Source organism: Streptomyces sp. NPDC091387 (assembly GCF_044756945.1).
Lineage (GTDB): Bacteria > Actinomycetota > Actinomycetes > Streptomycetales > Streptomycetaceae > Streptomyces.
In genome coordinates, this window is record NZ_JBIVTZ010000001.1 from 121,912 (window position 1) to 142,413 (window position 20,502).

Annotated in this window: 19 protein-coding genes and 1 riboswitch; of the genes, 14 read left to right on the forward strand and 5 right to left on the reverse strand. The window is 73.7% G+C overall.

Annotation, left to right across the window (positions count from 1 at the left end; genetic code table 11):
* Positions 1-30 precede the first annotated feature (30 nt).
* Positions 31-1,371 (reverse strand): glycosyltransferase family 4 protein, encoded by a 1,341-nt coding sequence (locus tag ACIQM0_RS00620; RefSeq protein ID WP_401281882.1) that lies wholly within the window; start codon positions 1,369-1,371, stop codon positions 31-33.
* A 230-nt stretch (positions 1,372-1,601) separates the two neighbouring features.
* On the opposite strand from ACIQM0_RS00620, the gene ACIQM0_RS00625 reads away from it, so the two are divergent.
* The 7 genes from ACIQM0_RS00625 to ACIQM0_RS00655 all read left to right on the forward strand — a co-directional run bounded on the left by ACIQM0_RS00625 (position 1,602) and on the right by ACIQM0_RS00655 (position 8,107).
* The gene (locus ACIQM0_RS00625; RefSeq protein ID WP_362958820.1) at positions 1,602-2,213 is read left to right on the forward strand and encodes a TetR family transcriptional regulator; all 612 of its coding nucleotides are present in this window, start codon (positions 1,602-1,604) and stop codon (positions 2,211-2,213) included.
* 153 nt (positions 2,214-2,366) lie between these two features.
* Positions 2,367-3,656 (forward strand): substrate-binding domain-containing protein, encoded by a 1,290-nt coding sequence (locus tag ACIQM0_RS00630; RefSeq protein WP_401281885.1) that lies wholly within the window; start codon positions 2,367-2,369, stop codon positions 3,654-3,656.
* 3 nt (positions 3,657-3,659) lie between these two features.
* A complete protein-coding gene (locus ACIQM0_RS00635) occupies positions 3,660-4,451 on the forward strand; it encodes an ABC transporter ATP-binding protein (protein ID WP_401281887.1) in 792 nt (263 codons plus the stop codon).
* Positions 4,448-5,194 carry an ABC transporter ATP-binding protein gene (locus ACIQM0_RS00640; RefSeq protein ID WP_401281889.1) on the forward strand — a complete coding sequence of 249 codons (747 nt, stop codon included), beginning with the start codon at positions 4,448-4,450 and terminating at the stop codon, positions 5,192-5,194. Before ACIQM0_RS00635 ends, ACIQM0_RS00640 begins: the two co-directional genes overlap by 4 nt.
* Positions 5,194-6,081 carry a branched-chain amino acid ABC transporter permease gene (locus ACIQM0_RS00645; RefSeq protein WP_401281892.1) on the forward strand — a complete coding sequence of 296 codons (888 nt, stop codon included), beginning with the start codon at positions 5,194-5,196 and terminating at the stop codon, positions 6,079-6,081. Before ACIQM0_RS00640 ends, ACIQM0_RS00645 begins: the two co-directional genes overlap by 1 nt.
* A complete protein-coding gene (locus tag ACIQM0_RS00650) occupies positions 6,078-7,220 on the forward strand; it encodes a branched-chain amino acid ABC transporter permease (RefSeq protein ID WP_401281895.1) in 1,143 nt (380 codons plus the stop codon). Before ACIQM0_RS00645 ends, ACIQM0_RS00650 begins: the two co-directional genes overlap by 4 nt.
* On the forward strand, positions 7,217-8,107 hold the full coding sequence (locus tag ACIQM0_RS00655) for an alpha/beta fold hydrolase (RefSeq protein WP_401281898.1): 891 nt from the start codon (positions 7,217-7,219) through the stop codon (positions 8,105-8,107). Before ACIQM0_RS00650 ends, ACIQM0_RS00655 begins: the two co-directional genes overlap by 4 nt.
* A gap of 53 nt (positions 8,108-8,160) precedes the next feature.
* On the opposite strand, the gene ACIQM0_RS00660 is transcribed toward ACIQM0_RS00655, so the two are convergent.
* Positions 8,161-9,627, reverse strand: a complete 1,467-nt coding sequence (locus tag ACIQM0_RS00660) for a PHB depolymerase family esterase (protein WP_401281901.1) — start codon at positions 9,625-9,627, stop codon at positions 8,161-8,163.
* A gap of 256 nt (positions 9,628-9,883) precedes the next feature.
* Here ACIQM0_RS00660 and ACIQM0_RS00665 point away from each other — a divergent pair, with 256 nt between their 5' ends.
* From ACIQM0_RS00665 to ACIQM0_RS00680, 4 genes are all read left to right on the forward strand, one after another.
* Positions 9,884-10,705: a 3-hydroxybutyrate dehydrogenase gene (locus ACIQM0_RS00665; protein ID WP_401281904.1), complete on the forward strand. Its 822-nt coding sequence runs from the start codon at positions 9,884-9,886 to the stop codon at positions 10,703-10,705.
* A 37-nt stretch (positions 10,706-10,742) separates the two neighbouring features.
* On the forward strand, positions 10,743-12,719 hold the full coding sequence (locus ACIQM0_RS00670; protein ID WP_401281907.1) for a helix-turn-helix domain-containing protein: 1,977 nt from the start codon (positions 10,743-10,745) through the stop codon (positions 12,717-12,719).
* Positions 12,720-12,800: 81 nt separating this feature from the next.
* Positions 12,801-14,138, forward strand: coding sequence for a sensor domain-containing protein (locus ACIQM0_RS00675; protein ID WP_401281910.1), 1,338 nt, complete (start codon positions 12,801-12,803; stop codon positions 14,136-14,138).
* A 56-nt stretch (positions 14,139-14,194) separates the two neighbouring features.
* A complete protein-coding gene (locus ACIQM0_RS00680; protein ID WP_401283348.1) occupies positions 14,195-14,839 on the forward strand; it encodes a response regulator in 645 nt (214 codons plus the stop codon).
* An 11-nt stretch (positions 14,840-14,850) separates the two neighbouring features.
* Here ACIQM0_RS00680 and ACIQM0_RS00685 read toward each other — a convergent pair whose 3' ends face one another.
* The 3 genes from ACIQM0_RS00685 to ACIQM0_RS00695 all read right to left on the reverse strand — a co-directional run bounded on the left by ACIQM0_RS00685 (position 14,851) and on the right by ACIQM0_RS00695 (position 17,539).
* Positions 14,851-15,735: a hypothetical protein gene (locus ACIQM0_RS00685; RefSeq protein WP_401281913.1), complete on the reverse strand. Its 885-nt coding sequence runs from the start codon at positions 15,733-15,735 to the stop codon at positions 14,851-14,853.
* A gap of 107 nt (positions 15,736-15,842) precedes the next feature.
* The gene (locus tag ACIQM0_RS00690; RefSeq protein WP_123526301.1) at positions 15,843-16,076 is read right to left on the reverse strand and encodes a ferredoxin; all 234 of its coding nucleotides are present in this window, start codon (positions 16,074-16,076) and stop codon (positions 15,843-15,845) included.
* Positions 16,076-17,539, reverse strand: coding sequence for an aldehyde dehydrogenase (locus tag ACIQM0_RS00695; protein WP_401281915.1), 1,464 nt, complete (start codon positions 17,537-17,539; stop codon positions 16,076-16,078). The genes ACIQM0_RS00690 and ACIQM0_RS00695 overlap by 1 nt, the downstream gene beginning before the upstream one ends.
* 454 nt (positions 17,540-17,993) lie before the next feature.
* Between ACIQM0_RS00695 and ACIQM0_RS00700 the strand changes: the two genes are divergently transcribed.
* The 3 genes from ACIQM0_RS00700 to ACIQM0_RS00710 all read left to right on the forward strand — a co-directional run bounded on the left by ACIQM0_RS00700 (position 17,994) and on the right by ACIQM0_RS00710 (position 20,248).
* The gene (locus ACIQM0_RS00700; RefSeq protein WP_401281918.1) at positions 17,994-18,314 is read left to right on the forward strand and encodes a hypothetical protein; all 321 of its coding nucleotides are present in this window, start codon (positions 17,994-17,996) and stop codon (positions 18,312-18,314) included.
* Positions 18,315-18,513: 199 nt separating this feature from the next.
* Positions 18,514-19,554 (forward strand): MBL fold metallo-hydrolase, encoded by a 1,041-nt coding sequence (locus ACIQM0_RS00705; protein WP_401281921.1) that lies wholly within the window; start codon positions 18,514-18,516, stop codon positions 19,552-19,554.
* A 109-nt stretch (positions 19,555-19,663) separates the two neighbouring features.
* Positions 19,664-20,248, forward strand: a complete 585-nt coding sequence (locus tag ACIQM0_RS00710) for a hypothetical protein (RefSeq protein ID WP_401281924.1) — start codon at positions 19,664-19,666, stop codon at positions 20,246-20,248.
* Positions 20,249-20,340: 92 nt separating this feature from the next.
* A riboswitch (cobalamin riboswitch) is annotated at positions 20,341-20,416 on the forward strand.
* Positions 20,417-20,502: the final 86 nt, after the last annotated feature.

Below are 20,502 nucleotides of genomic sequence, written 5' to 3' on the forward strand. Positions count from 1 at the left end.
GAGAGCGGAGACGTCAGGGGTGGGGCGGTGTCACCGACGGCCGTCGGGTCCGGTGGCGGCGCGGGCGGCGATGGCCTCCCGGTAGCGGGCGGCGGTACCGATCGCCGCCTGCTTCCAGGTGAACCGGGCGAGGACCCGTGCGCGGCCCGCCGCCCCGAGCCGCTCGCGCAGCGCGGCGTCACCGAGCAGCCGGCCGAGCGCGTCGGCCAGGGCCCCGGCGTCGGCGGGCGGCACCGCGAGACAGGTCTCGCCGTCCGGTCCCGCGACCTCGGGGATCGCACCGCCGGTGGTGGCGACGAGCGGGGTGCCGGTGGCCATGGCCTCGGCGGCGGGCAGCGAGAAGCCCTCGTACAGCGAGGGGACGCAGGCGATCTGGGCGCCGCGCACCAGGTCGACGAGTTCGGCGTCGCTGATGCCCTTGACGAACTCGACGGCGTCCCCGAGCCCGTGCCGCTCTATGGCCTGCGCGACCGGCCCGTCCTCGGCCCGCCGGCCGACGACCACGAGGTGCGCCGCGGGGTTCTCGGTACGGAGTACGGCGAGCGCCTCGACGAGGTGGACGAGGCCCTTGAGCGGTACGTCGGCGCTGGAGGTGGTGACGATCCGGCCCTCGACCTCCTCGACGGCGGGGTCGGGCGACCACAGGTCCGTGTCGGCGCCGATGTGCACGACGTGGACGCGGCCGGCGCTCACCCCGAGGTGCTCGACGATCTCCTGCTTGGAGGAGCCGGAGACGGTGAGCACGGACGGCAGCCGGCGCGCGACCCGCTTCTGCATACGTGTGAAGGCGTACCAGCGGCGTACGGAGGCGCGGCGGCGGCGGGTCGGGGCGGCGTCCAGGTCGAGTCGCCGGTCGACGGTGATGGGGTGGTGGATCGTGGTGACGAGGGGCGCGCCGAGGTCGCCGAGGAGCCCGTAGCCGAGTGTCTGGTTGTCGTGGATGACGTCGAACTCGCCGCGCCGGGCGGCGAGATGGCGCCGGGCCCGCAGGCTGAAGGTGAGCGGTTCAGGGAAGCCGCCGGTCCACATGGTGGCGACCTCCGCGGCGTCGATCCAGTCCCGGTACTCGCCGCGCTTCGGCGTGCGGAACGGATCGGGATGCCGGTAGAGGTCCAGGCTGGGCAGCTCGGTGAGCGGGACGCCCTCGTCGAGCACGGGGTAGGGCTGGGCGCCGATGACCTCGACGCTGTGGCCGAGTCGGGCGAGCTCGCGGGCGAGGTGACGCACGTAGACGCCCTGGCCGCCGCAGAAGGGGTTGCCCTTGTAGGTGAGGAGCGCGATGCGCAACGGCCGGTCGCCCTCGGGCCCTGTCTCCGTGTCCGACGTACCGACGCCCGCACGGGGGCCCGACTCTATGGCCTCAGCGGTCACACTCGGCCCCCTTCTCACTGCGTGTTCGCCGGAGCGTAACCGCTCACGCTAATCTAGAACAAGTTATAGACCGGATCGTTCAATGAGCTACGAATCTACCGGCAGGTAGCGTCGGTGCAACGGCCGGATCAGGTGATTCGCGCCACGACACACACCCTGGCATGCTGTGCGCCGCCGGACCGGCCGCCGCGTCCTCGCGGTCGCGGTCAGAAGCCACGGGGATGGGACACATGACAGCGGAAGCCAGACCGGCATCGCCGCCCCTGACGGAACGCCAGGAGGCCCGCCGCCGCCGCATCCTGCACGCCAGCGCGCAGCTCGCCAGCAGAGGCGGTTTCGAGGCCGTCCAGATGCGTGAGGTGGCGGAGGCCGCCGGAGTCGCCCTGGGCACCCTGTACCGCTACTTCCCGTCCAAGGTCCATCTGCTGGTCGCCACCATGCAGGACCAGCTCCAGCACATGCACGGCACCCTGCGCAAACGTCCGCCGGCCGGGGCGGACGCGGCGGACCGGGTCGCCGACACCCTGATGAGGGCGTTCCGGGCGCTCCAGCGCGAACCGCACCTGGCGGACGCGATGGTGCGCGCGCTGACGTTCGCGGACCGCAGCGTGAGCCCCGAGGTGGACACCGTCTCGCGCCTCACGACGGCGATCATCCTGGACTCGATGGGACTTGAGCACCCGACGCCGGAGCAGCTCTCGGCCGTCCGGGTGATCGAGCACACCTGGCACTCCGCGCTCATCACCTGGCTGTCCGGCCGGGCGTCGATCGCCCAGGTGAAGATAGACATCGAGACGGTGTGCCGGCTGATCGACCTGACGGCCGAGGGCCCGGTCCGCTGACTCCCGCGGGACCCCGCCCCGGTCGGGGTCCTGCCCATGTACGGCACCCACATGGGTCCCCCGTCAGGTGAGGTGCCCTGCACCATATCGACGACGGCACGGTGTTCATACGGTTCGGCGACATCACAGGAACTCGCCGAGGAGCCGGTCACCATGCGTCGCAGATCCAGCAGGGCCAGCAGGACGAACAGAACCGTTGGAGCCGGCGGAGCCGCCCGCACCGCCCGGCCCACCGCCCTGTCCGCCATCGCCGTACTGGCCGCCGCCGGTCTGCTGCTGACCGGGTGCAGCGCCGCCGGCAAGGCGGGCAGCGCCGACTCCGGGGCCGGGAAGTCCGGCAGCGGCTCGGCCGTGAAGGTCGGCCTGGTCTACTCCAGGACCGGGCTGCTCGCGGACTACGGCAAGCAGTACCGGGACGGCTTCATGGCGGGCCTGGACTACGCCACCCGGGGCACCGGCAAGGTCGCCGGCCACCGCATCGAGGTCACCGAGCAGGACGACGCGGGCGACCCCGGCAAGGCGGTCTCCGCGGCGAAGAACCTGATCGGCAAGGGCTACAAGGTGCTGGCCGGCACCACCGACTCCGGCGTCGCCCTGCAGATGGCGCCGCTCGCCGCCCAGAACAAGGTGCTGTTCATCAACGGGCCGGCCGCCACCGACGCGGTGACCGGGATCAACGGCTACACCTTCCGCTCGGGCCGCCAGTCCTACCAGGACATCCTCACGGCGGGGGCGATGCTCGGCGACGCCAAGGGCAAGAAGGTCACGGTGCTGGCCCAGGACTCCACGTTCGGCCAGGCGAACGTGGCCGCGGTGAAGGCGGTGCTCGGCGCGAAGGGCGCGAAGGTGGGCTCCGTACTGGCGCCGCCCAGCGCGACGGACCTGACGCCGTTCGCCCGGCAGGTGAAGGCGGGCGGGCCGGATCTGGTCTTCGTGGCCTGGGCCGGTTCCACCGCACCGGCGCTGTGGACCGCGCTGGACCAGCAGGGCGTGCTGGGCGCGGCCAAGGTCGTCACCGGGCTCGCCGGGACGGCCTCGTACCCGGTCTTCGGGACGGCCGGGGCCAAGGTGTCGTTCCTCGCCCACTACTTCCCCGGCGCGGGCGGCGGCAGCGCCGCGGAGAAGGCCATGCTCGGCTCGGTGACGAAGGCGGGCGGCACCCCCGACCTGTTCACCCCGGACGGCTTCACCGCGGCCCAGATGATCGTGCACGCCGTGGCCGAGGGCAGCGCCACGGACCCGGCCGCGATGGTGAAGGCCCTGGAGGGCTGGACCTTCGACGGGGTGAAGGGCAGGACGCGGGTCCGGGCCGAGGACCACGCCCTGGTGCAGCCGATGTTCGTGGCCCGGCTGACCGGCAAGGGCGCCGCCGCGAAACCGGAGCTGCTGGACACCGAGCCGATGGACGCCGTGGCGCCGCCCGTGAAGCCCTCGGCGGGCTGAACCATGACCGCACCGCACACCCTCGGGCGCCGGGACGGCCGGGCGGAGGTCGCGGCCCCCGTGCTCCGGCTGGACGGACTCGGCTGGAGCATCGGTGGCGCGACCATCCTCCAGGACATCACGCTCGGCGTCCGCGAGGGCGAGTTCCTCGCCTTCATCGGCCCCAACGGGGCGGGAAAGACTTCCCTGTTCAACCTCATCAGCGGGACGGTCATGCCGACCGCCGGCACGGTCACGCTGGACGGCTCCGACATCACCGGCCGGCCCGCGCACGTGCGGGCCCGGCGCGGGATCGGCCGCACGTTCCAGACGTCCAGCCTCTGGCCCGCCATGACCGTGGCCGACCACGTCCGGCTGGCGGCGCAGGCCGCCCGGGGCGGCTCGTACCGGCTCTGGCGGCGCGCCGACCCGTACACCGCGGAGGTGGCGGGCGTACTGGAGCGCACCGGTCTCGGCCACCGGGCCGGGGCGACGGCGTCCGAGCTGTCGCACGGCGAGAAGCGGAAGCTGGAGCTGGCCGTGCTGCTGGTGGGCGAGCCCCGGCTGATGCTGCTCGACGAGCCGATGGCCGGGGTGAGCGCGGAGGAGGTCCCGGCGCTGACCGAGCTGATCCGCACCCTGCACCGGGACGAGGGGCGCACCGTCCTCATGGTCGAGCACCACATGGACGTGCTCCTGGGCCTGGCCGACCGGCTCGCGGTGATGCATCACGGCCGGCTGCTGGCCCTGGACACCCCGCAGGCCGTCACCGCCGATCCGACCGTGCAACAGGCCTACCTCGGGGAGGGGTTGTGAGCGAGCGGACCCTGCTCGCCGTACGGGACCTGCGGGTCCTGATCGGCGGTCGGCACATCCTGCACGGCGTCGACCTGGACGTCGCCGCCCACGGCGTGACCGCGCTGCTGGGGCGCAACGGCGCCGGGAAGACCACGACCGTACGGGGCATCCTGGGCCTCGTCCCGCGCAGCGGCAGTGTGCTGCTGGACGGCGAGGAGACCGTGGCCCTGCCCACCCACGCCGTGGTCCGGCGGGGTGTGGGATACGCCCCCGAGGACCGGGGCGTCTTCGCCGGGCTGACCGTGGCGGAGAACCTGCGCCTGGCCGAACGGCGCGGCGCGGGCGGCCCCGACTACTCCCTGGTGCATGAACTCTTCCCCGAACTCAAGCGACGGGCACGGCAGTTGGCCGGAACGCTCTCCGGCGGGCAGCAGCAGATGGTCGCCATCGGCCGCACCCTGCTCAACGCCAACCGGCTGATCATCGCGGACGAGCCCACCAAGGGCCTGGCCCCGAAGGTGGTCACCGAGGTGGCGCAGGTGCTGGAGCGGGCCGCCGAGGCGGTGCCGGTGCTGCTCGTGGAGCAGAACCTCGCCGTCGTACGCCGGCTCGCCGAGCACTGCGTGGTCCTGGCCGACGGCCGGACCGCCCACCGCGGCCCGGCCGCAGCGCTGCTCGGCGACGCGGAGGCGGCCCGCCGACTGCTCGGTGTGGGGCACGGGCCGGCCGCGGAAGCACTCTCCGTGGAGGCGGATTCCTGATGTCCACCCTCGTGCTGCTCACCATGACCGGACTCGGTCTGGGAGCCCTCTACTTCCTCATCGCGTCCGGACTCTCGCTGATCTTCGGCCTGATGGACGTGCTCAACTTCGCGCACGGGGCGCTGCTGTCCGTCGGCGCGTACGGCACCTGGTGGGCGGCGTCGGGCCATCTGCCCGGCGCGGGACCCGGCGGGGCCGGCTTCGTCCTCGCGGTGCTGTTCGGCACGGCGGTGGGCGCCGCCGCCGCCGTGCTCCTCGAACTCGCCGTCGTCCGCCCGCTCTACACCCGGCCGCGCGAGCAGGTGCTCGCCACGGTCGGGGTGGGGCTCGCGGTGCCCGCGCTGCTGTCGGGGATCTGGGGCTCTGACGCCCGGACCTTCCCCGGCCCGGAGGCGCTGTCCGGCACCTTCGGGCTGCTGGGCGCGCAGGTCCCGGTCAACCGGCTCGTCCTGGTGGCGGCGGCGGTCGTGGTCCTGGTGGCGCTGCGGCTCTTCCTCGGCCGGACCCGGCACGGCCTCGTCGTACGGGCGGGGGTCGAGGACCGGGCGATGGTCACCGCGCTCGGCATCGACGTCCGCAGGGCGTTCACCCTCGTCTTCGCGATCGGCGGGTGCGCGGCCGCCCTCGGCGGGGCGCTCGGCGGGCTGTACTTCGGCTCGGTCGACCCCCGCCAGGGCACCTCGCTGCTGATCTTCGCGTTCGTCGTCGTGGTCACCGGCGGCATGGGTTCGGTGACCGGCGCCGCCGTGGCGTCCGTGGTCATCGGCCTGGTCCAGCAGTTCGCCAACTACTACACCGCGGCGGGTCTCGGCGATCTGGCGGTCGTCGTCCTGCTCGCCGCGCTGCTGCTGATCCGCCCGCGCGGACTGACGGGGAGGCTCGCGTGAGCACCGCCACCGAGACACACGACCGCACCGACGGCAGCCCCAGGGCCGCACCGGCGCCTCCCGGCCGGTCCCGGCGACTGCTGCACCGGTGGCCCGCCGCCGTCCTGCTGGTCCTGGCCGTGGCGCCCTACAGCGCGCTGCCCGTGCCGGGGCTGCTGGACGGCCCGCTGGGCAGTGCGGGCAGCCTGCAACTCATCGCCACCTGCCTGCTGTTCGGCGCCCTGGCCACCGGCTACGACCTGCTGCTCGGCCGCACGGGGCTGCTCTCCTTCGGGCACGCCCTGTACTTCGCGGCGGGCAGCTACGCCACCAACGTGTTCCTGCTGGAGGCGGGGCTCCCCTTCGCGGCCGCCGCCGTCCTCGGGCTCTGCTTCGGGATCGCCCTGGCCCTGGTCCTGGGCTCCGTGAGCTTGCGCGTCACCGGCATCGGCTTCTCCATGGTGACGCTGGCGTTCGCCCAGGCGGGCTCGATCCTGGTCGCCCGCAACCCCGGTGGCGTCACCGGCGGCGAGGAGGGCCGGGCGGCGCCGGCGGATCTGCTGCCCTCCTGGCTCGTCGGCATCGACAACACCGCGAACCTCTACTGGATCGCACTGGCCTACCTCGTCCTCACCCTGACCGTCGTCCACCGGGCGGTCCGCTCCCCCACGGGACGCGTCTGGGAGGGCATCAAGGAGAACGAGCGCCGGGTGGAGGTGCTGGGGCTGAAACCGTACGGATTCAAGCTGACGGCCTTCGTCCTCGCGGGCGCGCTCGCCGCTCTCGGCGGCATCGTGCACCTGCTGCTGACCGGTGGTTCCACCCCGCAGACGACCACGTCCGACTTCACGCTGTCGCTGCTGGTGATGGTGGTGCTGGGCGGCTCGGGGACCCGCTGGGGCCCGATGGTCGGCGGCATCCTCTACACCTGGGCCGACCACCGGCTCGGCGACCTGGCCGGCTCGGGCGCGGTCGCCGGCCTCCCTGCGGTGCTCCGCGTCCCGCTCTCCCAGCCGCTGTTCCTGCTGGGCGTGCTGTTCGTGGCCGTGGTACATCTGCTGCCGGGCGGACTGGCCCGGCTGCCGTCCAGACTGGCCGCGTCGCGCCGAAGCGGGCCCGCACAGGAGATCCCGCCCCGGAAGGAGAACGGAAACCCGTGATTCCGTACGAAGAGATCAAGGTTCCTGTCGCCGGGGGCGAGTTGGCGGCCGTGCGCTGGCCGGCCGGCGATCCGGCCGCGCCGGTGGTGGTGGCGCTGCACGGCATCACGGCCAACGCGCTCTCCTGGGGCCCGGTGGCCCGGCTGCTGGCCGGCCGCGTCACCCTGGTCGCCCCGGATCTGCGCGGCAGGGCGGGGAGTTCGGGGCTTCCCGGCCCGTACGGCGTCGCCGCCCACGCGGACGACGTCGCCGCCCTGACCGAGTCGCTGGGCCAGGACCGGGTGGTGCTGGCGGGCCACTCCATGGGCGCGTTCGTGGCGGCGTTCGCCGCGGTACGGCACCCGGAGCGCTTCGGGCCGCTGCTGCTCGTCGACGGCGGCATCGGCTTCCCGGCGCCCGTGCACCTGTCGCCGGACGAGCTGATGACGGCGGTGATCGGCCCGGCGATGGACCGGCTGTCGATGACCTTCGCGGACCGGGCCGCCTACCGCGCCTTCTGGCAGGCGCACCCGGCGTTCGCGGGCGCCTGGTCGGACGAGGTGGACGCCTACATCCAGCGCGATCTGACGGGCGCCGAACCGGCCCTGCGCTCGACGTGCCGGATCGAGGCGGTCCGCACGGACGGCATCGGCCTCTTCGACGCGGAGGTGCTCTCCGCGGTACGGAAACTGCCCGTCGAGGCGACGCTGCTGTGGGCGGCGCGCGGCCTGATGGACGAGGAGCAGGGCCTGTACGACGAGAGGCGGCTGGCGGCTGCGGACCTGGCCGGGACCCGGCTGACGCCGGTGGCGGTGCGGGACGTGAACCACTACACGGTGCTCACGGGTGACCGGGGCGGGCGGGAGATCGCCGACCGCCTGGTGGCGTACGCGCGGCAGGGCGGCTGACGTCCGGCGGACGGGGCCCGGTGGAACCGCCGGGCCCCGTCCGCCGTTCCGGATCAGCCGGTGCAGCCGCTGTCCGCGATCACGAAGTACCCCGCCGGTGACTCCTTGAGGGTGTGGGTGACGAAGACGTTGTAGAGGCCCATGTTCGCCTCCGAGCCCTTGGCGTAGACGTACCCGCCCGTGGTGCGGGCCCTGCCCGCCGCCACGTGCGCGTAGTTGGTGGCGGTGAAGCACCGGGCGGTCGCGCCGCCCGTCGTGACCGCGCTCACCTGGGCGGACGTGGTGCCGGCCGTCCCCGATCCGTCGACCGCCGCCACCGTGTAGCGGTAGGTGGTACCGGCGGTCAGGCCGGTGTCCGTGTACGCCGTGCCGGCCGGGGCCGCGACCTTCGTACCGTTGCGGAACACCGCGTACGAGGCGGCGCCCTCGACCGCGCTCCAGGACAGGGCCGCGGTGGTGTCGGTGACGCCCGTGACCGTCACGCCCGCCGGGGCCGGCAGCCGGCCGTCGCCGCCACCGCCGGGGGTGCCGCCGCCGTCGAGGCCCCAGAAGACGCCCGTGTAGTACGTCGAGCAGATCGTGTTCAGGAAGTACGCGGCCGCCGTTCCGCACTGCTCGGCGCCCGTACCCGGGCCCACCGGAAGGCCGTGGCCCATGCCCGAGACGGTGTACGTCTCCACGGCCGGCCGGCCGGCGGAGTCGTTGTAGACGGCGCGTGCGGTGTTGCCGGGGAGGGTGTCGGTGGACGACGGGGCCTGGCCGATGCCCCAGACGTCCGTCCACTGGTCACGCAGGGCCGTGGCGTTGGCCGGGTAGACGGTGTAGTCGGCGGTGCCCTGCCAGATCGCCACCCGGGGCCACGGGCCGCCGTATCCGGGATAGGCGCCGCGGACCTTGTCGCCCCACTGCGCGGGGGTGAGCTTCTGCGGGCCCGTCTGGCAGGCCGACGCGGCCGCCTGGCTCGTCGCGCACTGCGCGGGCAGCCCCGAGGCCACCGCGCCGCCCGCGAACACGTCCGGGTAGGCGGCGAGCAGGTCCGCGGTCATGCCGCCGCCCGCCGAGAGCCCGGTGACGTACACCCGTTGGCCGTCGGAGCCGCGGCTCTGCTTCGCGTGCTCCACCATCTGCACGATCGACGCGGCCTCGCCCTTGCCCCGGCTGTCCTCGGACGCGTCGAACCAGCCGAAGCAGGAGAGCGCGTTGTTCGCGGACGTGGTCTGCGGGAAGACGACGTCGAAGCCCCACTGGTCGGCGAACTTCGGCCAGCCGGAGTTGGTGTAGTACGCGTCGGCCGTCTGGGCGCAGCCGTGCAGGGCGACGACCAGGGGCGCGTTCGCGGGGAGGCCGGCGGGGGTGTACTCGTACATCTGGAGGTTGCCGGGGTTGGAGCCGAAGCCGGTGACCTGCTGGAGGCCCCCGGCGGCAGCGGCGGGGGTGGTGGTCAGTGTGGCCGCGAGCAGGCCGAGGACGGCCGTGGACGCGACGCGGCGGAACAGGCGTCTCAGGATCGGTGGGCGCACGGGTGCCTCCCTGGTCGGTACGTGCGGGTACTGGCTGCTGCCGGAACCTATGAGCAGCGGCGCCGTACGCCCATGTGGCAGGCGGACATCCGCGGGTGCGGGGTGTGTGCGGCGGGTCCCTTGTGCGGGCCGCCGGCCGTGCGGCGGGGCCGCCCGGCGGGGCACCGCACCATGTACGCCGCCACCATGCCGGGGCGGGAGGGTGTGTGCACCGGCCCCGTGTGACACGGGCCGCCGCGTACCTACGGTGACGGCCATGGAGACTTCCCGCAGACCCGATCACGAGCCCCCCGCCCCCTCCCCGGGCGGCGGACCGACGCAGGTGCCCGCAGCACCGTTCCTGGCCGGGCGGACCGCGCTGGTGACCGGTGCGGCGAGCGGGATCGGGCGGGCCTGCGCACAGGCGCTGGCGGCGGCCGGCGCCCATGTGCACGTCGTGGACAAGGCCGGTGAGGCCGCCAGGAGCCTGGCCGGGGAGATCGGCGGGACGGCCTGGGTGGTGGACCTGTCCGACCCCGGGGTCGTCGACACGCTGCCGGCCCACGCGGACGTGGTGGTCAACAACGCGGGGCTCCAGCACGTCGCCCCCGTCCACACGTTCCCGCCGGAGCGCTTCGCGCTGATCCAGCGCGTCATGGTGGAGACCCCGTTCCGCATCTTGCGCCGGACCCTGCCGGGCATGTACGAACGCGGCTGGGGTCGCGTGGTCAACATCTCGTCGGTGCACGGGCTGCGCGCGAGCCCGTACAAGTCGGCCTATGTGACGGCCAAGCACGCACTGGAGGGGCTGAGCAAGGTGGTGGCGCTCGAAGCGGCGGAGCACGGGGTGACGAGCAACTGCGTCAGCCCCGGTTACGTACGCACTCCGCTGGTCCAGAACCAGATCGCCGACCAGGCCCGTACCCACGGCATCTCCGAGGAGGAGGTGGTGGGGCGGGTGATGCTGGAGCGCAGCGCGATCAAGCGGCTGATCGAACCGGCGGACGTCGCCGAGGCCGTCCTGTGGCTGTGCGGTCCGCGTACCGGCCACATCACCGGCACCTCGCTCTCCATGGACGGCGGCTGGACCGCCAACTGACCCCCTCACCGCCCCCCGTCTACGAACGCTGGCCGCCATGTCTGAACCGTCCCCCTCCGCCGCACCCCACCTCCGGCACCTCTTCGACCTGCTGGCCGACGACGCCCCCGCGGAGGCGCTGGGCGCGGTCCTGTCGACGGCGCGGGCCGACGGGGCGGCGCAGGGCGAGCTGGCCGAGGTGGAGCGGGCCACCGCGACCGCGCTGCGGATCAGGGGCGCCCTGCGCCAGCACCGGCGCCGCGAACTCCAGCTCACCGCGCTCTTCGACACGGCGGGCGACCTGGCGGCCTCCCGCGATCTGGACGACGTGCTGAAGGCGATCGTGCGGCGGGCCAGGATGCTGCTGGGGACGGACACGGCCTACCTCACGCTCCCGGACGAGGAGGCGGGCGACACCTACATGCGGGTGACCGACGGATCGGTGTCGCTGCTCTTCCAGCGGCTGCGCCTCGAACTCGGCGAGGGCCTCGGCGGTCTCGTGGCGCAGACGGCGAGCCCGTACGCGACCCCCGACTACCGCACCGACGAGCGCTTCCGCCACACCCACAACATCAATGCCGGGGTCCTGGACGAGGGCCTGGTCGCCATTCTGGGCGTGCCGCTGCTGCTCGGCTCCAGCCGCGGGGGCACGGGAAAGGTGATCGGCGTCCTCTTCGCGGCGGACCGGGCGCCCCGGGTCTTCAGCCCCGACGAGGTCGCCCTGCTGTGTTCGCTGGCCGCCCATGCCGCCATCGCCATCGACACCGCCCGCGCCCTGGCCGACACCACCTCGGCCCTCGCCGAACTGGCGGCGGCGAACGCCGAGCTGGCCGAGGCCAACGCCTCGGTGCGGGCCCACTCGGCGGCCATGCGGCGGGCCGAGGAGTCGCACGACCGGCTGACGGACCTGGTGCTGCGCGGCCGGGACGTCAAGGACGTGGCTGCGGCCGTCGCCGGACTGCTCGACTCCCCGCTGACCATCCACGACCCGGGCGGGCGCCCGCTGGCGGCGGTCCGCCCGGACGGTACGGGCTTCGCCGCGGACAGCATGGACGCCGGCTGGCTCGCGGAGGCAGCGGAGGAGTCCCGTACGGGAGCCCGCGCCGTGCACCGCGACGGGAGGGTGGTCTGCGCGGTGCTCGCCGGGCAGGAGCTGCTCGCCGGTCTGGTGCTGCACCGGAGCCGGCGGCTGGACGACTCCGACCGGCGGCTGTTCGAGCGGTCGGCGGTGGTCACCGGGCTCCTTCTGCTGCTGCGGCGCACGGTGGCAGAGACGGAGAACCGCATCCGCGGCGAACTGATCGCCGACCTGCTGACGGACAGCGGCCGCGACCCGGCGGGCCTCGCGGAGCGCGGCCGCCGGCTGGGCATCGACCTGGACCGCCCGCATCTGCTGCTGGTCGCGGAGACCGGCGCGCGGGAGCGGCTGGCCCCGGCCGCGATGCGCTATCTGTTCGGCGGGGACATCCATGGCGTGAGCGCCGAACACGCGGGCGGGGTGGTGCTGTTGATCGAGGCGGACGGCTCCGGCCCGGCGGCCGGGACCGTGGCCCGCTCGGCGGCGGCCCAGCTCGGCCAGCTGGCGCAGACCCCGGTCAGCGTCGCCGCCGCGGGCCCGGCCCGGGGCCCGCGGGAGCTGGCCGCCGCGTACGCGGAGGCGGCGCGCTGCCTGCGGGCGATGCGGGTGCTGGGGCGTACCGGCGAGGGCGCGTGCGTGGACGAACTGGGCTTCCTGGGCGTGGTGCTGGGCAACGGGCAGGACGTCGACGGCTTCGTGTCGGCGACGCTGGGGCCGCTGCTGGAGTACGACGCCCAGCGCGGCACCCACCTGGTGCGGACGCTCGGCGCGTACTTCGGCGCGGGCGGCAGCCTGATCCGGGCCAAGGACGAGCTGCACGTGCACGTCAACACCGTGGTGCAGCGGCTGGACCGGATCCAGGTGCTGCTGGGACGGGACTGGAACGAGCCGGACCGCGCCCTGGAACTGCAACTGGCGCTGCGCCTGCACCTGCTGTCGGGTGTCCCGGAACGCTGACGGCGCGGCCGCCCGGTGTTCCGTCCGTCCTGCTCCCTGCCGGGCCGGAGCGCCGCCGGGGAGCGCGATTATGCTGACGGCATGGCTGAGTCGTTGCCCTCCGTGGCCGCGGGCCGGTGGCGGCCGGGTGCCGGGCCCGTCGTCCGCGTCGGGCGTCGCACGCTCGTGGAATCCCTGTACCTCCTCACCGCACCGCTGAGCGCCGCCGCCGGTCTGCCGCTGGTGGCCGGGGGCCTGTGCGCCGGAACGGCCGGTTCGCTGGTGCCGAACGGCTCGCCCGTCACGGCCCGCGCCCTGGCACTGGCGCGGTGGCCCGGCGATCTGGAGTGGCGGCGGATCGGCGCGGTGCGCTCCGGGACCGGCAGGACGGGCGGCGCGGGCCGGCGGCCGAGGGCGAAGGAGCCGGACGGCGCGGCCGACCCGGAGCTGTGGCTCGACCTGGCGCACGCGGTGCTGGTGCTCCCCGTCGTCCTGGTCACCTCGGTGGTGACGGCGCTGTGGTGGTTCGTGGGGGTCGCGACCGTCACCTACCCCCTGCGCAACGAGGTCGCGCCCGGCTCGCTGCGGCCCATGACCCTGTACGCGGGCAGCGACCGCTCCCATGTCGCACTGAGCCTGGGGCTGACGTCACCGTCCGGGCGGGTCGCGTTCGCCCTCTCGGTCGGTGTGCTGCTGCTGTCGACCCTGCCGCTGGTGACGCGGGTGTGCGTCGCCGCCCAGGCGGGGCTCGGGCAGGCGCTCCTGTCCAACATGTCCGCGCTGCACCGCAGGATCAGCGGGCTGGAGCAGGAGCGCGACACCGCCCGCGCGCAGGCCGTCGCGGCGGTGACGGCGGAGACGGCCGCGCTGCGCCGGCTGGAGCGCGACATCCACGACGGGCCCCAGCAGCAGCTGGTCCGGCTGGCGATGGAACTGGGCCGCGCCCAGCACCACTTCGACCGGAAGCCGGAACTGGTCAGGGCCGCGCTCGCCGACGCGGTCCTGCGGACGCAGGAGGCGCTGGACGAACTGCGGGCCCTGTCGCGGGGCATCGCCCCGCCGGTCCTCACCGACCGGGGGCTGCGGGAGGCGCTGCGGGCCCTGGCCGCGCGCAGCGTCGTGCCCGCCGAGCTCGACGCCGCACCCCTGAGCCGTCGGCCGGAGCCCGGCGTCGAGACGGCCGCGTACTTCGTGGTCGCCGAGGCGCTGACGAACGCGGCCAAGCACAGCCACGCCCGCCGGTGCACGGTCGGGATGCGTCACACCGGGGGAATCCTGCGGGTCTGGGTGACGGACGACGGGGTGGGCGGGGCCGTTCCGGCCGAGGGACACGGGCTGCGGGGCCTGGCCGACCGGGCGCGGGCGGTCGGCGGGCGGCTGCGGGTCGACAGCCCGGCGGACGGCCCGACGACGGTCACGGCGGAGCTGCCATGCCGCTGACCGGGGAGGGAACAGCGCCGGGTGCGGCGGCAGGGGGCCCGGTGGTCCGGGAGCCGCTGCGGATCGTCGTCGCCGATGACTCGGTGCTGCTGCGCGAGGGGCTGGTCCGGCTGCTCTCCGAGGACGGTCACCAGGTGGTGGCGGCGGTCGGTGACGGCCCCGCCCTCGTCGAGGCGGTACTCACGCACCGCCCGGACGTGTCGGTCGTCGACGTGCGGATGCCGCCGACGCATACGGACGAGGGTCTGCGGGCGGCGGCCACCGCCCGCGGCCGGCTGCCGGGCACCCCCGTGCTGGTGCTCAGCCAGTACGTGGAGGTGTCGTACGCCACCGATCTGCTCGCGGACGGTTCCGGCGCGGTCGGCTATCTGCTGAAGGACCGGGTCGCCAGGGTCGAGGAGTTCCTGGACGCCCTGGTCCGGGTCGCCCGTGGCGCCACGGTGCTCGACCCGCAGGTCGTCGCGCAGTTGCTGGCCAGGCAGCGGCGGGGCGACCCACTGGAGAAACTGACCGCGCGTGAACGGCAGTTGCTCGCGCTGATGGCCGAGGGCCATTCCAACACGGCCCTCGCACGGCGCATGGCGCTCTCGAACAGCGCGGTGGAGAAGCACATCGGCAACGTCTTCGCGAAGCTCGGCCTGCCGCCCGACGACACGCGGCACCGCCGGGTGCTCGCCGTCCTCGCCCACCTCGACGCCTGAGGCGGGGCCCCTCACCAGCCGCCCTCGAAGAAGGCCAGGAGCGCCGGCGCGGGGTCGGCCGTGGTGGCCGTGTTCGCCGCGGCGATCACGAGGACGGCCGCCGCCGACAGGGCCGAGAGAAGACCGGCCGACCTGAGGACGCGCCTGGTCCGCCGGTCGGACGCCGCTGTTCCCGCGGACCTCCGCCACGCCAGCGCGCCGAGGGCGGCGAGGGCGAGGGCCACCAGCGTCGCGGCCACGGCCACCACCGCGTGGTAGCGGCCGAAGTCGCTGACCATCACCCTGAGGGGAGGCGGGGTCGCCCCACCGGCGTCCGGGTAGCCGGCCAGTTGCCGCCTGATCCGGTCGAGCACGTCGGCGAGTTCTCCGTGGGACGCGCGGACCGGCAGCATCGGCATCAGCGAGGAGAAGGGCGCCACCGCACCCTGGATGTTGGCCACGACCAGCGCCAGGGAGAACAGCGCGAGAGCCGTGACGACCACCCCGGCGGAAGCGAGAGCGGCCCTGCTTCCCGCCGCGAGCGCGCCGCCCCGCAGGAACGCCTTCCAGAGCAGCGCGCCGAGCGCGATGAGCACGGCCAGCAGGACCGCGGCGACCACGGCCTTGACCACGTGGTAGCGGGACCAGTAGTCGACGACGCCCCGCAGAGCAGGGGGAAAGCCGCGCTCGCCGGATCTCCAGTAGTCGACGAACGACGCGGAGAGACGGGCGTCGAGGCCGCGCCGATCGCCGTAGCCGCCGCCCGGCATGCTCCCCGCCACCGGGCCGGGGGCGAGGACGAAGGCGAGGACGAGGGCCACGGCGAGGGCGGCGAGCGCGGTGACGGCGCGAGCGGGGACAGCGGCGGCTCCGGAGGAGGTTCCGGGCGTGCGGGTGGACCGCGAGGTGGTGGGCATGCCGGTGACGATGTCGCACCGGCACCCATCCGGTCACTGCGGTCCGCCACCCGTTCGGGGTGTGGCAGGCCACACCCCGAACGGCCACGGGGTTCGCGGAACGGCTCTCAGTCCTCCGGAGGGAACACCACTTCCCCCGAGTCGGCCAGGGCGACCGTGATCGCCTCGACCGGGCACCCCTCGGCCGCGGCGAGCACCCGCTCGTTGGCGTCGGTCTCCGGGTCGACGGGATGCGACTGCCGGGCGGAGTCCAGCCGGAAGCCGTCCGGTGCGTGGTTCACGCACATCCCCGACCCGATGCACACCCCGCGGTCGACCTCGACGCTCCACCGGTCACCCATCAGGCCCCTCCCCCGTACCCGGCGGGCAGGTGGATCATCTTGTGCTCGAAGTACTCCCCGTACCCCTCGGGCCCGAACTCCCTTCCCAGACCGGAGTTCTTGTAGCCGCCGAACGGCCCGAGCATGTCGAGGCTGAAGGTGTTCACGCTGTACGTGCCGGTCCTGACCCGGCGGGCGATGTCGATGCCGCGCTCGGTGTCGGCGGTCCAGACGCTGCCGCTGAGCCCGTACTCGGAGTCGTTGGCGATCTTGACGGCCTCGTCCTCGTCGCCGTACGGCAGCAGGCAGATGACCGGGCCGAAGATCTCCTCGCGGGCGATGCGCATGGAGTTGTCGACGTCGCCGAAGAGCGTCGGCTCGACGTACCAGCCGCGTTCCTGCGAGGCCGGACGGCCGCCGCCGGTGAGGATCTTGGCGCCCTCCTCCTGCCCGATCCGGATGTAGTCGAGGGAGCGCTGCTGCTGACGCCGCGCGACGAGCGGGCCGAGTTCGGTGGCCGGGTCGAGCGGGTCGCCGACCTTCAGCGCACCGGCGGCGGCGGCGAACGCCTCGGCCATCTCCTCGTAGCGGGAACGCGGCACGAGGATCCGGGTCTGGGCCACACAGGCCTGCCCGTTGATCATCCAGGCGAAGGGCACGATGCCCGCGACGGCGGCGTCCAGATCGGCGTCGGGGAGGATCACGGCGGCGGACTTCCCGCCGAGCTCCAGGGTGACGCGGGTGAGGTTGCGCGAGGCGACCTCCATGACGCGCCGTCCGGCGGCGACGGACCCGGTGAACGAGACCTTGTCGACGCCGGGGTGCCCGACCAGGTACTCACTGACCTCGCGGTCGGCCGGCAGGATCGACAGCACGCCCTCCGGCAGCCCGGCCTCTGCGACGATCTCGGCCAGGATGTAGGCGTCGAGCGGCGATTCGGGCGACACCTTCAGGACGGCCGAGCACCCGGCGAGCAGCGCGGGCGCGAGTTTGGCGGCGGCGGTGAACTGCGGCACGTTCCACGGCACGACGGCCGCGACCACCCCGACGGGCTCCCGCCGCACGAGCAGCGGCCCCAGCGCCCCGTCCCGGCGCTCCTCGTACGGGAAGGTGCGGGCGACGGTGATCGCCGCGTCCCACACCATCATCGCGGCGAGGGCCTGCACCATGACGCTGGAGCTGTACGGGGTGCCGTTCTCCGAGCTGATGACCCGGGCGATCTCCTCGTACCGGACGGCGAACGCGTCCTTGATCCGGGTGACGACGGCGATCCGTTCGTCCAGCGTCATCCGGGGCCAGGGCCCCTCGTCGAACGCCCGCCGGGCGGCGGCGACGGCCCGGTCCACATCCCCCTCGGCGGCGTGCGGCACCCGGCCGATGACCTGCTCGGTGTGCGGGGAGATGACCTCGATGACTTCCCGCCCGAGCGGATCGACCAACTCCCCGCCGATGAACAGTTTTCCGTGTTCGACAAGCTCGCTCATGGCTGCTGCCTCCCGCGACGCGGCATGTGACCCGACTCGTTGACTGGTTCCGAGTCCTGCGTTCCGGGGCTCTGTTCCCGGTCCACATCTGACTCCATGTCAGAACTGATACCAGTTCCAGTTCCAGGAGTCCACGGATGGGCCACACGCACCGGGGCGGCATGCCGGACGCCTCGGCGCCGTCCCACGTCAAACGCCTCCGACGGGACGGCAATTGGTCTGTACCAAATCTGGCCACACTCTTGCCAGAATCCGCGCGCCTGGGCAGGATTTGACTGGCGATCAAGCAGGTAATCACCCGCTTTCGCCACTCTTGTCGACGCCTCGGTGTCCGCCGGCGTCCGTGGCACCCCACGGGACCCCGTCCATCGAAGCCGGACCGGTCCGCTCGACGCTCCACCCGCACATGTCCCTCTTCCCGCTCACGCATCGTCATCGGATGAAGGAGTCACCCATGTTCGCGAAGCCCCTGTCCAAGAAGCGCGGTGCCGCCGTGGCCGTGGCCGCCGCCGCGGCGGGCATCATGCTGGCCGCGGCGCCCGCCGCCCAGGCTGCGCCCGGCAACTGCACGATCTCGTCGGGGAGCAGCCTCTCCAGCCTCTGCACCAGCGGTACCGGTCAGCACCGGATCCACGCGGTGCTCAACCCGCTGGACCCCAGACTTCCGCAGCGCGTCATCCTCGGTAACTGGGCCCCGGTCGGGCAGGCTTCGGTCGCCGCCAACCCGTGGGGCGCGTCGTACGTCGTGAACGCCTGGACGGACCTCGCCGACTAGGAAGTGCGCCAAGTCCCGTCGGGCGCCCCGGGCGTACGACGGGACTTCGCGGACGCGGCCAGGGACCCGTCGGGCGGCGCCCCGCACCGAACGGACAGGTGCTCGGGGCTACCACTGGAACAAGTTCTCGTTACAGTGGACGCGGCGCGTCGTGGCCGTACCCCGCACGCCGCCGAGACCGCGGAGAGATGGGGAGTCCATGACGCAGGTGATGAACCACGGTGGAGGCGTCCACAGCATCAAAGTCCCCATCCCGGACAACCCGTTGGGCCACACCCTGGTCCATGTCCTGGACACCGGCCGGGGGCCGGTCCTGATCGACACGGGCTGGGACGACCCGGAGGCCTGGGACACCCTGACGGCCGGGCTCACGACCGTCGGCGTGGACATCGCCGATATCCACGGCGTCGTCATCACCCACCACCACCCCGACCACCACGGCCTCTCCGGCCAGGTGCGCGAGGCCTCCGGGGCCTGGATCGCGATGCACGCCGCCGACACGGCGATCGTCCGCCGCACCCGGGAGTCAGAACCGGGCACCTGGCTGTCGTACCTCGCGACGAAGCTGGCCACGGTCGGCGCGCCCGAGGACCACATCGCCCCGCTCCTGGCCGCCCGCGAGAAGGGCGGCCGGATGCGCACCCTGCCCGGTCTGCGCGCCGCCCTCCCGGACCGCGAGATCGTGCCCGGCGAACTCCTCGACCTGGCCGGCCGCGAGCTGCGCGCGATCTGGACCCCGGGCCACACCCCGGGCCATGTCTGCCTCCACCTGGAGGAGGACCACCCGGCCAACCTGCCCGGCCGCGGCCGCCTCTTCTCCGGCGACCACCTGCTCCCCGGCATCAGCCCGCACGTCGGCCTCTACGAGGACCCGGACAGCGCGACCGAGACCGACCCGCTCGGGGACTACCTCGCCTCGCTGGAACGGATCGGCCGGCTGGGCGTCGCGGAGGTGCTGCCCGCCCACCAGCACGCGTTCCCGGACGCGGCGGGCCGGGTGCGGGAACTCCTCGACCACCACGAGGAACGCCTCACCGGCCTCCTGTCCCTGCTGGCCGAACCGCTCACGCCCTGGCAGCTCGCCGAGCGGATGGAGTGGAACCGCCCCTGGGAGCAGATCCCTTACGGATCACGGAACATCGCCGTCTCCGAGGCCGAGGCGCATCTGCGCCGACTGGTGAAACTGGGGCGCGCGGAGGCGGTCACGGGAAGCGAGCCGGTGACCTTCGTGGCGGTGTGACGCGCCGGCCACCGCAGGGAGCCGGCGACTCTTCACGGAAGTGCGGGAGGGGATCATGGGAAGGGGTGCGTCCGGACGGTGCGGGGCCGGACCGCGCGGCAGGGGTTCCGTGGCGGCGGCTCTGGTGGTCCTCGCGGCCCTGACGCTCGGCGGCTGCGGCACGGAGCACGCGACGGCAGGCGCGACCGGCGGAAGCGGGAGCGGCGGGGCCACGGGCGAGCGGGGCACGAGCACCCCGAGTCCCCCCTCGCGGTCTCCCTATGTCGAGCCGGGGGCCGGCGACGGGGCCCCTCACTACCGTGAGAACAACGGTTTCCGGATCGCGGGCGAGATGTCCGCCGCGAGCACCAGGGACGCCCGCCGGGAGGCCGACCGCATCGAGCCGGTGCTCAAGCGGCTGTGGCAGCGGAAGGTCTGGGACCCGGAGTCGGTCCGCTCCGCGCTGGTCGAGCTGGGTTACGAGGTGGGGCGTGCCAACGCCACCGGGAAGTCGCCCGGCGGGACCCTGCGGGTCGAGGCGATGGCCGCGCGCTTCGAGAACGGCCGGGAGGTCACTCCCGAGGGCGCGCGGGTGGGCCTGCGCGTCCGTCGCGACGCCTGCGTCACCGCGTTCACCCAGAAGACCAACTACCAGGTTTCGGTCAACGGACCCTACCCGGAGACGGGTTGTTTCGAGCCGCCCGCCGGCCACTGAGAACCGGCGCGGTTCCCCGGCCTCGAACCGGCCGCCCCGGGCTCTCCCGGTACCCGCCCGGTAGAGTGTGCGAGTCGTCATCATGCCCGTTCAGGGGGAAGCCGGTGCGAATCCGGCGCTGGCCCGCAACCGTGTATGCCGCCTCTCCGGCGGCCAGCCGGAATGCCCTGTCCGTGTCGTGACCGGCTCGTGCCATCGGGACCCCGGTGGCCGGCACCGTCGAGGTATACGGAGCCGGAGCCTGGTGCCTGTGT

Excerpts from the sequence above, each read along its gene's own strand:
- ACIQM0_RS00625 (WP_362958820.1), top strand. The coding sequence starts at position 1,602 with ATGACAGCGGAAGCCAGACCGGCATCGCCGCCCCTGACGGAACGCCAG.
- ACIQM0_RS00690 (WP_123526301.1), bottom strand. The coding sequence starts at position 16,076 with ATGGGTGACCGGTGGAGCGTCGAGGTCGACCGCGGGGTGTGCATCGGG.
- ACIQM0_RS00635 (WP_401281887.1), top strand. The coding sequence starts at position 3,660 with ATGACCGCACCGCACACCCTCGGGCGCCGGGACGGCCGGGCGGAGGTC.
- ACIQM0_RS00695 (WP_401281915.1), bottom strand. The coding sequence starts at position 17,539 with ATGAGCGAGCTTGTCGAACACGGAAAACTGTTCATCGGCGGGGAGTTG.
- ACIQM0_RS00645 (WP_401281892.1), top strand. The coding sequence starts at position 5,194 with ATGTCCACCCTCGTGCTGCTCACCATGACCGGACTCGGTCTGGGAGCC.
- ACIQM0_RS00670 (WP_401281907.1), top strand. The coding sequence starts at position 10,743 with ATGTCTGAACCGTCCCCCTCCGCCGCACCCCACCTCCGGCACCTCTTC.
- ACIQM0_RS00630 (WP_401281885.1), top strand. The coding sequence starts at position 2,367 with ATGCGTCGCAGATCCAGCAGGGCCAGCAGGACGAACAGAACCGTTGGA.
- ACIQM0_RS00705 (WP_401281921.1), top strand. The coding sequence starts at position 18,514 with ATGACGCAGGTGATGAACCACGGTGGAGGCGTCCACAGCATCAAAGTC.
- ACIQM0_RS00700 (WP_401281918.1), top strand. The coding sequence starts at position 17,994 with ATGTTCGCGAAGCCCCTGTCCAAGAAGCGCGGTGCCGCCGTGGCCGTG.
- ACIQM0_RS00675 (WP_401281910.1), top strand. The coding sequence starts at position 12,801 with ATGGCTGAGTCGTTGCCCTCCGTGGCCGCGGGCCGGTGGCGGCCGGGT.
- ACIQM0_RS00685 (WP_401281913.1), bottom strand. The coding sequence starts at position 15,735 with ATGCCCACCACCTCGCGGTCCACCCGCACGCCCGGAACCTCCTCCGGA.
- ACIQM0_RS00665 (WP_401281904.1), top strand. The coding sequence starts at position 9,884 with ATGGAGACTTCCCGCAGACCCGATCACGAGCCCCCCGCCCCCTCCCCG.